Source organism: Brevibacterium zhoupengii (genome assembly GCF_021117425.1).
Taxonomy (GTDB): Bacteria; Actinomycetota; Actinomycetes; order Actinomycetales; family Brevibacteriaceae; genus Brevibacterium; species Brevibacterium zhoupengii.
The window spans coordinates 261,169-275,709 of record NZ_CP088298.1 but is presented as its reverse complement, the minus strand read 5'-3'; the positions used below and the strand labels follow the sequence as shown (position 1 = coordinate 275,709).

The 14,541-nt window shown below is 63.4% G+C and carries 15 protein-coding genes; 6 read left to right on the top strand and 9 right to left on the bottom strand.

The genetic code is table 11. The features are described 5' to 3' along the window. Window positions 1-8: 8 nt before the first annotated feature. Entirely contained in the window at window positions 9-1,610 is a 1,602-nt protein-coding gene (locus LQ788_RS01255) for a GMC family oxidoreductase (RefSeq protein ID WP_231444504.1), read from the bottom strand. Next, complete coding sequence (locus tag LQ788_RS01250) at window positions 1,610-2,185, bottom strand: hypothetical protein (protein WP_231444501.1); 576 nt, start codon at window positions 2,183-2,185, stop codon at window positions 1,610-1,612. Before LQ788_RS01250 ends, LQ788_RS01255 begins: the two co-directional genes overlap by 1 nt. Window positions 2,186-2,322: 137 nt before the next feature. Here LQ788_RS01250 and LQ788_RS01245 point away from each other — a divergent pair, with 137 nt between their 5' ends. The 3 genes from LQ788_RS01245 to LQ788_RS01235 all read left to right on the top strand — a co-directional run bounded on the left by LQ788_RS01245 (window position 2,323) and on the right by LQ788_RS01235 (window position 4,394). Then, window positions 2,323-3,081 (top strand): IclR family transcriptional regulator, encoded by a 759-nt coding sequence (locus tag LQ788_RS01245; RefSeq protein WP_164513773.1) that lies wholly within the window; start codon window positions 2,323-2,325, stop codon window positions 3,079-3,081. Between the two features lie 124 nt (window positions 3,082-3,205). Further along, window positions 3,206-3,991, top strand: coding sequence for an acetoin reductase (locus LQ788_RS01240; RefSeq protein WP_231444499.1), 786 nt, complete (start codon window positions 3,206-3,208; stop codon window positions 3,989-3,991). A gap of 73 nt (window positions 3,992-4,064) precedes the next feature. Then, complete coding sequence (locus LQ788_RS01235) at window positions 4,065-4,394, top strand: putative quinol monooxygenase (protein WP_101557359.1); 330 nt, start codon at window positions 4,065-4,067, stop codon at window positions 4,392-4,394. Between the two features lie 103 nt (window positions 4,395-4,497). Here LQ788_RS01235 and LQ788_RS01230 read toward each other — a convergent pair whose 3' ends face one another. From LQ788_RS01230 to LQ788_RS01220, 3 genes are all read right to left on the bottom strand, one after another. Beyond that, the gene (locus LQ788_RS01230; protein WP_231444498.1) at window positions 4,498-5,049 is read right to left on the bottom strand and encodes a dihydrofolate reductase family protein; all 552 of its coding nucleotides are present in this window, start codon (window positions 5,047-5,049) and stop codon (window positions 4,498-4,500) included. Window positions 5,050-5,144: 95 nt separating this feature from the next. After that, window positions 5,145-6,785: an amidohydrolase gene (locus LQ788_RS01225; protein WP_231444496.1), complete on the bottom strand. Its 1,641-nt coding sequence runs from the start codon at window positions 6,783-6,785 to the stop codon at window positions 5,145-5,147. Then, window positions 6,782-8,182: an APC family permease gene (locus LQ788_RS01220; RefSeq protein WP_231444494.1), complete on the bottom strand. Its 1,401-nt coding sequence runs from the start codon at window positions 8,180-8,182 to the stop codon at window positions 6,782-6,784. The genes LQ788_RS01225 and LQ788_RS01220 overlap by 4 nt, the downstream gene beginning before the upstream one ends. 154 nt (window positions 8,183-8,336) lie before the next feature. Between LQ788_RS01220 and LQ788_RS01215 the strand changes: the two genes are divergently transcribed. The 3 genes from LQ788_RS01215 to LQ788_RS01205 are packed head-to-tail and all read left to right on the top strand — an operon-like array spanning window position 8,337 to window position 10,497. After that, window positions 8,337-9,416: a LacI family DNA-binding transcriptional regulator gene (locus LQ788_RS01215; protein ID WP_231444492.1), complete on the top strand. Its 1,080-nt coding sequence runs from the start codon at window positions 8,337-8,339 to the stop codon at window positions 9,414-9,416. Between the two features lie 41 nt (window positions 9,417-9,457). Then, a complete protein-coding gene (locus LQ788_RS01210; protein WP_231444490.1) occupies window positions 9,458-9,850 on the top strand; it encodes an ArsR/SmtB family transcription factor in 393 nt (130 codons plus the stop codon). After that, window positions 9,847-10,497, top strand: a complete 651-nt coding sequence (locus LQ788_RS01205) for an SRPBCC family protein (protein WP_231444488.1) — start codon at window positions 9,847-9,849, stop codon at window positions 10,495-10,497. The genes LQ788_RS01210 and LQ788_RS01205 overlap by 4 nt, the downstream gene beginning before the upstream one ends. 91 nt (window positions 10,498-10,588) lie before the next feature. On the opposite strand, the gene LQ788_RS01200 is transcribed toward LQ788_RS01205, so the two are convergent. The 4 genes from LQ788_RS01200 to LQ788_RS01185 are packed head-to-tail and all read right to left on the bottom strand — an operon-like array spanning window position 10,589 to window position 14,537. Continuing rightward, window positions 10,589-11,341 (bottom strand): helix-turn-helix domain-containing protein, encoded by a 753-nt coding sequence (locus LQ788_RS01200; protein WP_231444487.1) that lies wholly within the window; start codon window positions 11,339-11,341, stop codon window positions 10,589-10,591. Between the two features lie 11 nt (window positions 11,342-11,352). Further along, the gene (locus LQ788_RS01195; RefSeq protein ID WP_231444485.1) at window positions 11,353-12,867 is read right to left on the bottom strand and encodes a tripartite tricarboxylate transporter permease; all 1,515 of its coding nucleotides are present in this window, start codon (window positions 12,865-12,867) and stop codon (window positions 11,353-11,355) included. A gap of 9 nt (window positions 12,868-12,876) precedes the next feature. After that, window positions 12,877-13,479 (bottom strand): tripartite tricarboxylate transporter TctB family protein, encoded by a 603-nt coding sequence (locus LQ788_RS01190; protein WP_231444483.1) that lies wholly within the window; start codon window positions 13,477-13,479, stop codon window positions 12,877-12,879. Then, window positions 13,476-14,537 (bottom strand): Bug family tripartite tricarboxylate transporter substrate binding protein, encoded by a 1,062-nt coding sequence (locus LQ788_RS01185; protein ID WP_231444481.1) that lies wholly within the window; start codon window positions 14,535-14,537, stop codon window positions 13,476-13,478. Before LQ788_RS01185 ends, LQ788_RS01190 begins: the two co-directional genes overlap by 4 nt. Window positions 14,538-14,541 lie beyond the last annotated feature (4 nt).

The following is a 14,541-nucleotide window of genomic DNA, read 5'->3' as shown; positions in this document are numbered from 1 at the left end:
GTTCCTTCCTAAAGCTGCTGAGTGCGCAGCTGTTCGGCGATGTATTCCGCCTGCCGGATCGCGAGCGCGACGATGGTCAGAGTCGGATTGGCCGCCGCACTTGAGGTGAAGACCGAACCGTCGGAGATGAAGAGGTTCTTCACATCATGGGCGCGACCCCATTTGTCGACCACACCGTCCTCGGGTCGTTCGCTCATTCTCGCAGTGCCCAGATTGTGCGTCGACGGATACGGCGGCGTGCGGTGAGAGGTCTGGGCCCCGACCGCCTTGTAGACGCTTTCACCTGCAGCGTATCCGTGTTCGCGCATCGCCAGATCATTCGCGTGATCGTCGTAGTGGACGTTCGGGACGGGCAGACCGTGCTGGTCCTTGACCGTGGTGTTCAGTGTGATCCGGTTGGACTCCTGCGGCAGGTCCTCCCCGACGATCCACATGCCCGCCGTGTTGAGGTAGCGGTCCATGAGTGCGGCGAAGTCAGGGCCCCAGGCGCCGGGTTCGACGAATGCCGACATGAAGGCCGGGCCCAGTGAGATCGTCTCCATGTAGTAGCCGCCTGCGAATCCACGGTCGGGATCGTGGATCGACTCGTCGGCGATGACGCCTGCCATGGTCTCACCGCGGTACATGCGCACCGGCTTGTCGAAGTGGCCCCACACTGTCCCGGTGAGATGGCGCATGTAGTTGCGTCCCACCTGGCCCGAGGAGTTCGCGAGCCCGTCTGGGAAACTCGGTGTGCCTGAGAGGAGCAGCAGCCTGGGAGTTTCGATCGAGTTGCCGGCCACGCACACCAGTTTCGCGGCCTGACGCTGCAGATTGCCGTCCCCGTCGAGGTAGAGGACGGCGTCGGCGTTGCCTTCTGAATCATGGGTGATCTGGACAGCCTGAGAATCGGGTCGCAGATCGAGCAGACCCGTCTCCGCTGCTCGTGGTATCTCCCTGACCAGGGTCGACCATTTCGACTTGTTCTTGTCCCCCTGGAAGTTGAAGCCATCCTGGATCGAAGCGGGACGGCCGTCGTATTCCTCGGCATTGGTGGCATAGGGGCCAGTCGCGTAGTAGCGGTACCCGACCTCTTTCGCACCGTTGGCGAAGACCTTGTAGTTGTTGTTCGCCGGCAGCGGTGGTCGACCGTGGACGTGAGTCGAGCCCATCGACTTCTCAGCTCGGTCGTAATAAGGAGCCATCTCGTCGAGGGTGATCGGCCAGTCGAGGAGATTGGCTCCCTCGATGCGTCCATAGGCACTGCGGGCACGGAACTCATGGTTCTTGAAACGCGGGGTGGCTCCGGACCAATGGGTGGTCGTCCCGCCCACCGCCTTGACGATCCATGCGGGCAGGTTGGGGAAGTCCCTGGAGACTTGCCATGATCCGGTCGTCGTCCGCGGATCCAGCCAGGCCATCTGGTTGAACGCTTCCCATTCGTTGTTGACGTAGTCGTCGTGTCCCAGATAGGGACCTGCTTCGAGGACGACGACCGGGATGCCCTTGGCGGTCAGCTCATAGGCGAGTGTGCCGCCACCGGCACCGGACCCGATGATGACGACCGCTTCTTCGGTCTGGTCAATGCTGTAGCCGGTGACGCTGCCACCGGACGCTGGCTTCGCTGCCATCACTTCTTCACCTCGCCCATGTCTGCCTGCTCGGCACTGGGCTGATTCGTCGATGTGTCGGCCGCGTTGACAATCTGCGGTCCCACGTGAGCGCCGGGACCCAGTTCCGGCAGCTCCTCTCCCTCCGGATAGAGGATGCGCGGTTCGGGCAGCCAGTCGAGATCGTTGAATCCTCGATTGACGTAGCCGCCCTGGTCGAACGATGGTCCTTGGTAGCCCAGGATCTCCCATACCTCTTCATCGTCGTAGAGGCTCAGCGCTGCGGTGCGTCGGACGAATCCGAAAAACTCTGTGCCTTCGACGCGGCGCAGCACCCGCAGGGCTTCGTCATCGTCCAATGAGCAGAAGCTCTTGTCGGAGAGCTGGTCGAGCGACTGCAGCCCTTGGATGAGAGCCACCCGAAACCAGGTCTCGGCGTCGGCTTCGACGAGGATCTTATCGGCAGTCCGCTCGTAGGGGCCATCGGGAAAATTCTCGTGTGGAAATGCCACGCGCAGCACTCTGACAAGAGTCTGTCGGGCCTCATCGGTCATCTCCATCGCGTTCAGCGACGGAAATTTGGCGGGGAATGCCATGTGGGTGCTCCTTTGCTCCTCTGCTGATGCCCCGGGGGTCCCGGGCACCATTGCCGAACCGGTCATAAGCAACCTATGTGATCTGGACCACCGGGCACTATCCTTATTCTCACGAGACGATAAACATGGGAGCGCGAATGTCGAACAGCACCGTCATCAACCGAGTCTTCTCCGTGCTCGAGGCGGTGTCCTCCTCGGGAAGTGTTTCAGCGAAGGCCGTGGCCGATCGTCTCGAGATCCCTCTCCCCACTGTTTATCGTCTGCTCCACGAGCTCGAGGACAGCAGCTACCTCGTCTACCTCAAGGACGAAAAGAGCTTCGAGCTCGGGCCGAAGTGCTTTGAGCTCGGGCTCTCATTCCAACAGCGCCTCATCGCTCCGCAGCCCATCCGTCAGATCACCGATGAACTGCATCGCAGCCTGGGCACGGCCGCCTATTTTGCGATCTACCGAGGGTCGGACATTCTGCTGACCTACTCCTCCGACTGCGAGAAGCACCCCCGCCTCCGCCCGCTTCGGTTCGGCTTCAACGAGGCCGCACATGCCACCGCCTTCGGCAAGATCCTGCTCTCTGCCATGCCGGAGACGCAGCGCACCGAGTATCTCGACGCCCGCGGAATGCCCGTGCTCACCCCACACACGATCGTGCGCCGGGACCTGCTCGACACCCACCTCGACGAGGTGGCCACACGCGGGATCGCCTGGGAACACGACGAGTTCCTGCCGCGCCAGACCTGCGCGGCGGTGCCAGTCCACAACGGCACAGGCATGCAGGTCGGAGCCATCGCGATCAGCACCCCTTCGACCAAGGCGACGGGACGAGCGAAGGCATTCGACACCGCGCTGCGTGAGCACGCGGGGCTGTGCTCGCGGTACCTGCGCGGCGGCTCCCGCTGAGAAGCCGAGACCCACCTCGGCGAGCTCAGTTTCTCGCCACATGAGAAGGACCGTATTTTCCGGGGGTCCCTCGCGCACAGAATGAGCGTACTCACTCAACGACGAGACACGAAGGAGTACAACCATGAGCACGACCACCAGCGTCGCTGTCGTCACGGGATCAGCACGAGGAATCGGACAGGGCATTGCACAGCGCCTCGGCGCCGACGGCCACCACGTCATCGTGGCAGACCTACCCGTAATGCAGGAGGGGGTGCAGGAGACGGTAGCGACCATCGAAGCCGCCGGTGGCAAGGCCACCGGAACCGAGGTCGACGTCACCGATGAGGCCTCGGTCGAAGCACTGGTCAAGAAGGCCGTCGAGGTGGGCGGGAAGCTCGACGTCTTCGTGGCCAATGCCGGCATCGCTCAGGTCGAACCCCTGATCGACTACTCGAAAGAGGATTTCGAGAAGATCCTCAACGTCAACATCACCGGTGTGTTTCTGTCCTACCAGGCCGCTGCCAAGCAGATGATCGCACAGGGCAACGGCGGAAAGATCATCGGCGCGGCGTCGATCGTCGCCTTCCGCCCGTTCGCACTGCTCTCGCCCTATTCAGCCACGAAGTGGGCTGTGCGTGGGCTGACTCAGGGTGCCGCGATGGAGTGGGCGAAACACGGGATCACCGTCAACGCCTACGGACCAGGCATTGTGGGAACCTCGATGTGGGACCTCATCGATGAGAAACTCGGAGAACAGGAGGGACTGGCCAAAGGGGAAGCGATCAAGAAGTACGCAGGAGACATTCTCCTCGGACGTGTATCGGTTCCCGAGGATGTCGCGAACCTCGTGTCGTTCCTGTCCAGCGAGGACTCGGATTACATCACCGGCCAGACCATGCTCGTCGACGGCGGCATGCAGTTCTCATAAACCACTCCGCGCCCACACCAACACCAGAGCTGGCGAAGACACCGCCAACCCAATCAGCTACGAAAGGATCCACATGATTTTCATCGTCGTCAAGTTCCAGGTCAAGCCCGAGAAGGCCGAAGAATGGCCACAGATCACCAAGGAATTCACCGAGGCGACCCGAGCAGAACCGGGAAACAAATGGTTCGACTGGTCACGGAGTCTCGATGACCCCAATGAGTACGTCCTCGTCGAAGCCTTCGATGACGACGCCGCCGAAGCGCACGTGAAGTCCGATCATTTCCAGAAGGCGACCGCAGACGGCGGGCCGATGAACAGCGCTCTTGCCTCAACGCCGAAGATCATCTCGCGCCAGATCGACGGAGACGGCTGGGACGAAATGGGAGAGCTGCAGGTCGGCTGACCTTCGGTCCCTGATAAATGCACTCGGCTGAGAAGCGGATCTCCCGAACATTGGGAGGTCCGCTTCTCAGTCTCGAACATCGTTGACTACGCGGAACCGCCCCCTATTGGTCCTCTGCCAGTGCCCCGACCACCTTGTGCCGGGAGACCACGAACGGTCCCTTCCAATCGACGTCGAGGAGCTCAAGGTCGAGTCGGCGCGGAAGCAGTGGGCGCCCCGATCCTAAGGTCACCGGTGCCGTCCAGGTGATGATCTCGTCGAGGAGTCCCTCGTCGACGAACTGCCCGGCTACGCCACCACCGCCCATGATCCACAGGTCGTGGTCTCCTGTGGCCATGCACATCTCCACGTAGTGGTCGGCGACCGAGCCTTTGGCAAAACGGATGTCCGGATCCTCAGAGCCTTCGTCCTTCGACGGCTTCGGCAGATCTCGATGGGTCATCACCCACGTTGGTATGGAATACGGCCACTTACCCTCGTGATTGCGCAGCAGCCATTCATAGGTCGTCGCACCCATGACCGTCGCCCCGATGCCGGCGAAGAAGTTGTCGTCCGACTCATCGTTGGGCTGCCTCAGCAGCCACTCGAGGGAATCGCTCGGGTCCGCAATGTAGCCGTCAAGGGTCGTTGCGGTGTAGTAGACGGTGCGTGGCAAGGTGGGTCTCCTTCTTCGTCGCCCGAGGATTAGGTATGTCCTCCACCACCACTTTACGGAAGCTCACCTCGTTGACCAGCGCGAACTCGTCCCAATCACCTCCTGCGGTGAGTGATGATCCCATCGGAGACCGTCAGCAGCACCTGCCCCTGCCCCAGATCCTCCGGTGCGGCCGCGAGCGGATCGACGTCGAGGACGGTGAAGGTCGCCGCTCGCCCCACGGCAAGGAAGCCTCCCACTTCTCCGATCGCAGCGTAGGGCTCGGTCGTGTACCCGGCCAGCGCCTCGGCGGGGCTCAGTCCCTGCTCCGGCAGCACAGGCGCAACGTCGGCATCCTCGACCGGGCGGCGCAGCTGGGCATCAGCCATGATCGGCAGTGCTGAGAACGGGGCGACCGGGTAGTCGGAGCCCAGCGCCAGCACTCCCCCGGCGTCGATGACGTCGCGGGTGCACCACGCACGCGCGGCGCGCACCTCGCCCAGGCGCTGCGACCAATCGTCGCTGCCGTCTGCCGCCGTGTAATGGGTGCAGTGGGTCGGCTGCATGCTCGCCGCGATTCCCGCCGCACCCAGCTGGTCGATGACGTCCTTGGCCACGGATTCGATGTGCTCAACCCGGTGCTGCACTCCGGTGTCGGGCAGCGCGGCCAGGGTCTCGACGACCTCACGGATGCCTCGTTCCCCGATCGCGTGGGTCGCGGTAGGCACTCCCGCTGCGTTGAGTTCGCGCACACGAGTCGCGTAGTCACCGATGGCGGCCCATGCCGAGGTGGTCGACTCACCTTTCGAGTCCGGCGTTTCGAGCCAGGCGGTTCCGCCTTCGACCGTGCCGTCGATGAAGAGCTTCACTCCCCCGATGTGCCATCGGTCGCCGCCTTGGCTCTGGGACTCGACGAGCTCGGCGACTTCAGCGTCGGTCGTCGTCGGAGCGCACCAGGGCGAGAACCTGAGTTTCACCGGCAGCGGTCCTCGCGCCTCGGCGGCGGTGAGCAGGTCGACGGTTTCGGGGTCGTTCATGTCCATGACGTGCATGGCGGCGATGCCCTGAGCCGCCATCGCGTTGAGCAGGTCGATCAGGGCATCGACCTGCTCCTTGAAGCTCAGTGCGGGGATGATCGAGCGGATCTCCTCCATTGCCGCGAATTCCAGCAGGTGTCCGGTGGGCCGTCCCGACTCATCGACGACGACCGAGGAGTTCCCGGGATAGGTGCGCGCCTCGAAGATGCCCGCTTCTGCCAGTGCGGGCTCGGAGGCGATTGCCGAGTGGGCGTCGAAAAGGGACAGGAAAGCTTTCGTCTCTGTGCCGAGAGCACGATGGATGACGGCATTAGTGATGGCCTCATCAGCGAAGACATTGGGGTCGAGCCCCCAGCCCAGCACCCACTCATCCGGGCCCCGGTCGGCAGCTTCCTCGCGGAGAGCCTCGGCGACCTGGTCCTGGTTCCGGCAGGCGGAGAGGTCGACGCCCCTGGTCATCGACAGGCTCATGATCGGGTGAGCATGCGCATCGGTGAAGGCGGGCACGATCGTACCCGGAACATCGATGACCTCAGTCGCCGAGGTGGCCAGAGCCTCGATCTCGGATCGTGCGCCCATCGCCGTGATCAGTCCGCCTGACACGGCAATCGCTGAGACACCCTCGGGTGTGTCGTTCTCGCTGTCGTTGCCTGCATTCGAGTTCATCGTGTGCACGTTGTTCGCGCGGACGATGATCTCCGGAATGGTTCCTGCGCTCACTTCTGCTCCTGTTTCGTCACTGCTGGTTCGGTGTCGCTCGGGTCGTCTTCGGTGAAGTTCAAGGTCGGGACGGGTCGGCGGAAGAAGCGGGTCCTGGCGAGCAGGATGGCGACACCGATCACGGCCCAGACGGCACCGATCACCCAGGTGAAGGGCTCCAGCGAGGTCCACAGCCAGATGCTGAGTCCGAAGCCGATGAGCGGCATGACTCCGTAGCGGATGATGCCCCAGGGGCTCCGGTGTGCCTCGCCGGATGCTGGGAAGATATAGGCGCGGACGACGGACAAGTTGACCATGCTGAAGGCGGCGAGTGCGCCGAAACTGATCATGAAGGCCGCCTGGTCGAGGGATAGGAACAGGCAGGACAGAGCAACGATGGAGACTGCGGTGGTTGCGACTGCTGGTGTCTTGAACCGCGCGGACAGTTTGCCGAGCACTCGCGGCAGGGTGCCGTCGCGGCCCATGGAGTACAGGATTCGCGAGACCGAGACCTGGCCGGCCAGTCCAGATCCCAGGCATCCAGCGATCGAGGAGATGACCATCACGACCGCCAGCACCTGACCGCCCACGTGGTCGGCGAGGACGACGCCGGCCGCGTCGAGGAGTTGCTGCGGGACGCTGGTCCAATCGTCGGGATGATAGGCGAGCGCACCCACCCAGGAGACGATGATGAAGATTCCTCCGCCGAGCAGCGTGGTGAGGAGGATGGCGCGCGGAATGTCCCGCTTGGGATGCTTGGCTTCTTCGGACAGCGTCGATACGGCGTCGAACCCGAGGAACGACAGCGCGAGGATGCCGGCGCCGGTGAGGATCGGGCTGAAGCCCTCGGCTCCGATGGTGAAGGGCTCGAGGAGACCGGGAGCGTTGGGATCGCTGATCGCCATCTTGAGTGCGAGGATCGCGAAGACGATGACCGTGGCCACGGAGATCGCGATGGTGGCGATGTTGAAGCGGTTGGCGAGTTTGATGCCGAGCACGTTGAACACGTAGACGATGATCACGGCGGCCAGGGAGAACACCTGAGTCGGGATGCTCGGGAACTGAGTGCCGACGTAGAGGCCGAGGATCATGAAGTTGATCATCGGGATGAAGAGGTAGTCGAGCAGAAGCAGCCAGCCGGTGAGGAATCCGGCCGTGCCGCCGAATGACTGCTGGACGAAGGTGTAGGCCGAGCCCGCCACTGGGAATCGGTGCACCATTGCGGCGTAGCTCAGGGCGGTGAAGATCATGGTGATGAGGGCGACGACATAGGCCAGCGGCAGGCGCCCGTCGGTGACCTGGTTGACGATCCCGTAGGTGGTGAACACGGTGGCTACGGCCATATAGGACAGCCCGAAGAGGGTGAGTCCGACGAGGCCGAGAGCTCTTCTCAGCTGCGGGGGCGATTCCTGAGACACGATGCTCTCCTTTGAGTCGTTCTGCTTCATGGGTGGTGCTGGGTGCGGGACTGCGGGTGGTGCGGGACTGCGAATTGCGGCGCTTCGGATCTCAATACTAAATCGGTTTAGTGACATGCGCAACAGCAGTAGAAGACTCTGCTACGGTCGGCTCATGACGACTTCGCGGCCCGTGACCCTGCAGCAGGTTGCTGACCGAGCGCAGGTGTCCCGGTCAGCGGCGTCGTTTGCGCTCTCCGGGCGTCCCGGCGTTTCCGAATCGACCCGTTCGAGGGTGCTCGCGATTGCCGCCGAGCTCGGGTACTTCCCGAATCGGACGGCGCAGAATCTCCGCTCGGCTCGGACGGGCATTGTCGCCGTGTATCTGCCGAAGGACGTCAGCGTCCTCAGTTACTACATGGAGGCGACCTTCGGCATCATCGATGAGGCCGAGCTCTCCGACCACACGGTCACATTCGTCCCGCATTCTGCTGAGTCGGTCGCCCGGCTGCGTGCCGACGGGATCATCATCCTCGATCCGACCCTCGACGATCCCGTCATCCCGCGCCTGCTCGAACTCGGGCTGCCCGTCATCAGCGGAGAAGAGATGCCACAGGAGTCTGCCCAAGTGGCCGGCACCGTGACCTCGGATCATGCCGGATCGACAGAGGAGATCCTCGACGCCTTCGCCGCAGCAGGCGCCCACTCTCCTGCCATCATCTCCCCTGAGGAGCGCATGTCCTGGTCAATGGCAATCGAGGATGCCTACCGGCAGTGGTGCGGTGACCACGGCGTCGACGCACGTATCGAGTCCGCTTCCCTCGAGGGCATGGCAGAAACGACCCGGCGCGCAACGAAAAGGCTGCTCGATTCCGGGGAAGTCGATGCGATCCTGGCCCTGACCGACGGATCTGTTCTCACTGTCGTCACCTCTGCCGCCAACCACGGGCGCACGTTGGGTTCTGACCTCCTCGTCGCAGCCGCCGTCGACTCGCCCGTTCTCGGCTATATGGATCCGCCGGTGACTGCTGTTGATCTGCGGCCCCGCGAGTTCGGCCGCGCCTGCATGCGCCTGCTCACTCGCGCCCTCGAACCATCCGACTCACGAGGCGATGGCCGAATCCTTCACGCAGAAGGAATTCACACTGCGGCCGCTTCGGCCGAAGAATCCGATGCACTCCAGCAATCAGTCGAGACCCACGTCATCCACCGCGACTCCACAGCGGGCCCTCTCCACAGACCCTTGGTTCCATAAATCACCATTGACTTATATTGACGCATGCTTATAATTCAGATATGCACGCTTTCGACATCCTCGGCGATCCCGTCCGGAGGAGAATCATCGAACTCCTCAGGGAAGGCGAACTGAGCGCAGGCGATGTCGTCAGCGCGGTCGGAGAGGAGTTCGGCATCAGCCAGCCGGCCGTGTCGCAGCATCTCAAGCTGCTCCGCGAAGCCGGGTTCGCCACCCAGCGAGCCGAAGGCACGAGACGCTTGTATTCCTTAGATCCGACGCCGCTCAAGGCCGTCGACCAATGGATGGATCCTTTCAAACGATTCTGGGCGCCGAAGCTCGACGCATTGTCGACCGAGATCGCGCGCGGCAAGAGGCAGAGACGACTGACCGATCCACCGGGTCGATCCACCGATTCGACAACTCCACCCGCCACCCCAGAGGAGAGATCATGACCGACCAGAATGAGATCATCGCAGCACAGGCCGAGAACGTCGATCGGGGCCTGTCCATCGAACTCGACAACGGCACCCAGCACACGGTCCAGTCGATCAGCCAGTCATACCCGACCACGGTCGATGACCTCTGGGACGCGTGCACGAATTCCGAGCGGCTGGAACGCTGGTTCGCACCCGTCAGCGGGAACCTCGAGCTCGGCGGCCGCTACGACATCGAGGGCAACGCCTCCGGCACGGTGACCGCCTGCGAGCCGCCGCAGTCCTACAGCATCACCTGGGAGTTCGGAGGAGACTCGAGTCAGGTCACCGTGAGAGTCGAAGAGGATGGCGACCGTGCCCGCATGACGCTGGAGCACTCCCATTCGGCCGAGGCCGGTTCAGATTTCTGGACCCAGTTCGGCCCCGGCGCCACGGGGGTGGGTTGGGACCTAGCGTTCCTCGGTCTCGCCCTGCACCTGATGGCAGGAACGGGCAGACCCGAAGACGAAGAGGCCTTCATCCAGTCGGAAGCGGGAGAGACGCTCGTCCGCGAATCCAGCAGGCGCTGGGGCGAAGCATCGGCAAAAGAGGGAACACCTGAGGCCGATGCCGCTGCGGCGGCCGAGCGCACCACCGGCTTCTACCTCGGCCAGCCCCCGGCCTGATCACGCCGCGCAGTCTCAGACGCCGGACTCGCCATAGGCGTCCATGAACATGGGCGAAGGGCCGAGCAGCACCTCATGCCCGGACCACCCCTCATTCAGACCGACGTGCCCCTAGCGCCAACCGCGCGATATCCCGGAGCACTGCGAACTCTTCGCTGTCATCGAGCAGCGCCTTGAGCTCGACCGCGGCCTGGCCCAGCACGGTTCGGTAAGCTCCCGCGACGTTGTCTGGCTCCCGGGTCAGCGGGTAGGACACGCAGAGCGCGAGGATGGCACCCCCTACGGTGAAGGCCACACTCGCCGAGGCGGTTCCCTTCACCCGAGCCTGTTTCGTGGCGTAGAACTCCTGCGGGTTGCCTGGCCCGCACAGTGCCAGCGCGCCAGATCCGCCGTCGACGAGCGGGAGGACGGTGCCGACGCTGCGGGAGACGCGGAGTTCGTGGTCGGCTTCAACATTGCGCACGCACACCCGGTCCTCGCCGACACGAACCCACAGCTGCACCGATTCACTCGTCAGGGTGCGCAGATGCTCGAGCACGGAATTCGTCGTTGCGATGCTGCGTCTGCCGGGGAACGGCCCTAGGCGCAGCAGCCCGTTATTGTCGCGGACGATGAAACGGTGCGTGCGCAGATCTGCCAGCAAGCGGTAGGTCGTGGACTTGGAATACCCCAGCCGACGGCACACCTCGGCAGCGGTCAACGGAGTGTCCTGCAGCGCGGTGAGGATCGCGGCGCTGCGGTCGATGACGCCGATCTCCTTCGCCGAGGCGGTGCCAGACGAGGTGGTGCCACCAGACGCGGCAGACGCACCGGAAGTGCCTGAGGTGTCAGTCGTTTCGGTCATATGGTTCTCCTTCATCCCACACTCACATCGGCGAGCAGCTGGCGGCGACGCACCCACCAGCGGAAGATGATCGGTCCGACGATACCCAGGACCATGAGCACGATGATCGACAGCGACACGGGCCGAGTCAGCAGCGGCATGAACGATCCGCCCGAGATCTGGAGCATGCGCCGGAAGTTGTCTTCCAGCAGCGGCACCAGAACGAGTGCCAGGATGGACGGTGCCAGCGGGATTCCGCCCTTGTCCATGAGATAGCCGATGACTCCGAAGATGCCGAGGAGCATGAGTCCGAAGAGGCTGAACTCGATCGCATAGGCGCCGATGGCCACGAGCACGAGAATCGCTGAGAATAGGATCTCCTTGGGCATCTTCAACAGCTTGACGAAGACACCGACGAGCGGCAGGTTGAGGATGATCAGGGCTACGTTGCCGATGTACATGCTGGCAATGATCGTCCAGATCAGACCCGACTCGTCGCGGAAGATCAGTGGTCCCGGCTGCAGCCCGTACATGGTGAAGACGAAGAGCAGCAGGGCCGTGGTCGCCGATCCCGGAATGCCCAGACTGAAGAGCGGAATCATGGCACCGCCGACTCCGGCGTTGTTCGCGGCCTCGGGTCCGGCGACGCCTTCGATGGCGCCATGGCCGAATTCGGACTTCCGCTTCGAAATCCGTTTCTCCATGATGTAGGACATGAACGAGGCCAGGGACGGGCCGACTCCGGGCAGGATGCCGATGATGAAGCCGAGCACCGAGCCGCGGGCCCAGGGCATGGCCGAACGCTGCCAGTCCTGCTTCGACATCCATTTGTCGTCCCCGAAGCTCTGGATCACATCTTTGGCGCCGCGTCCCAGTGCGAGGTTGCGGATCGCCTCTGGGATCGCGAAGAGCGCCATGGCGAAGATCGTGAAGTCGATGCCGTCGGAGAGCAGACTCATGCCGAAGGTCTGGCGCGGCAGGCCCGTCTGGAAGTCGAGACCGACGAGGCCGACAGCCAGTCCGATGAAGATCGAGATGAGGGCTTTCGCCCGCGAGCCCGACGACATCGTCGAGGCCAACAGGAGTGCTGTGGCCATGAGCAGGAAGTATTCGGTGGAGCCGAAGACATTCGCCAATTGCACCAGCACAGGTGACAGGAACGTCAGCCCGATGATCGCCAGGGTGCCGGCGAGGAAGGACCCGATCGCGGCGGTCGCGAGCGCGGCCTTGCCCCGACCTCGGCGAGCCATTTCGTAGCCTTCGATGGCGGTCACCGCACTGGCAATCTCACCAGGGGTTTTGATGAGTGTGGCGGTGATCGAGCCGCCGTACATCGACCCGTAGTAGATGCCGCAGAGCAGGATGAGTCCGTGCACCGGTTCCATCCCGAAGGACACCGGGATGAGGATTGCGATCGCGGAGATCGGGCCGATGCCCGGCAGCACGCCGACGACGGTGCCCAGTAGGACGCCGAGGAGGGCGAAGGCGAGGCTTAAGGGTTCGAGCGCCGAGGCGAAGCCGCCGCCCAGATCGATGAGTGTGTCCATGCTCGGCCCCTAGCCCAGGATTCCGACGGGCAGGTACACGGCCAGCCCGTAGACGAACGCGACGTAGATGATGACGGAGAAGAGCACCGAGAATATGAGGTTGCGAATCCACCTGTTCGGGGCATAGATGCTGGTCATCGTCATCAGGAAGGCTGCTGTGGAGAGCAGGAAGCCGACCGGGATGAGGATTCCGAGGTAGATGAAGAAGAGGGCGAACTGCAGCACGACCTGCTTCGACTTCGGTTCCTCGGGAGCTTCGAGAACGACCCCCGCGGGCTCGTCTTCCACAACGCCATCCGTCGCACCGCTGACCCCCTCAACGCCATCCGACGCACCGCTGGCGGCCACCTCAGCCTCGGCACCGCCACTCGCCGAGGCGGCCCCAGCGGGGACCACCTCGGCGAGTTTCCGGCTCCGGTACACGGCTTGACCGATGAGGAAGAGGCCGAGCACGATGAGCGCAATGCCCACGATCGCGGGGAAGGTCCGCGGGGTGACGATGTTCTTCGTCTCCTGGACCCAGAACGTCGCGATGTAGTAGACCGCGCCGACGAGAGTGACGGCGATGCCGGTGATGACATCACCCCTCAGCGCCGGAGTCAGCGTTCTCATTTGCTGTTGCCCAGATCGGTCTCTTTGACGCCCTCCTCAACGGTGGCTGCAGCGTCTTCGGCGTACTTCTTGGCCTCGTCGCCGGTGAGGAACTCCGGAGCCCACTGGTTCTTCTCCAGGGTGTCCTTCCAGGTCTTCGTCTCGCTGACCTCTTCGAGGGTCTTGGCCCAATAGTCGACGGCATCCTGTGGCATTTCGGCCGGTCCGTAGACTCCACGCCAGTTGCCCAGGGTCACGTCATAGCCGGCATCCGCTGCGGTGGGAACCGAGTCGTACGGGGCCTGCAGCGGTTTCTTGGCGAAGGTCACGAGCGGTTTGATGTCACCGGATTCCAGTACCGAGCGGAATTCGCTCAGCCCGGCGATGGCGACCTTCGCATCTCCGTTGAGCATGGCGGTGGTCTGCTCGCCGCCGCCTTCGTAGTTGACGAAGTTGATGTCGGCCGGGTCGACTCCGGCTTCCTTGGCGAAGAGTGCGAAGGGCAACGTGTCATCGCCTGAGGCGGCCACAGTGACCTTCTGCGGGTCCTTCTTCAGCGCCTTGACCAGGTCTTCGACCGATTTGATGTCGCCCTTGTCGGGTGTGACGACCATGAAGTCCTCGACGTACATCGTAGCGATGAGGGTGGTGTCCTCGGGACCGAATTCGCAGAGTCCGCGAGCCTTCATCGTCTGGCTGGCCAGAGAGGTGATCGCGATCTGGTCGTCCTTGCCCTTCTCCTGCTGCATCATCGATGTCATCCAGGTGCAGCCCGTGCCGCCGGGCTTGTTCTGGACCGGCAACGGGGTGGAGACGATCTCTTCCTTCTGCAGGGCTTCGACGAGGGCACGCGCGGTGGTGTCCCAACCGGAGCCGGGTTCCGACGGGACGTTGACCGTGACCGGGCCCTTCGGGTAGTCGCTGCCCTCCCCCGGAGGCTGAGCCTTGTTCCCGCATCCCGTGGCCACGAGCGCCAGCGAGGCAAGCACCGCACCGACTTTGAAAGCCGGTTTCAATGCTCTCCCCTTCTGCCTCGCCGAGGTGGCCCGTCCTTGTCCTGTGATCGCCGTTGACCGCATTGCT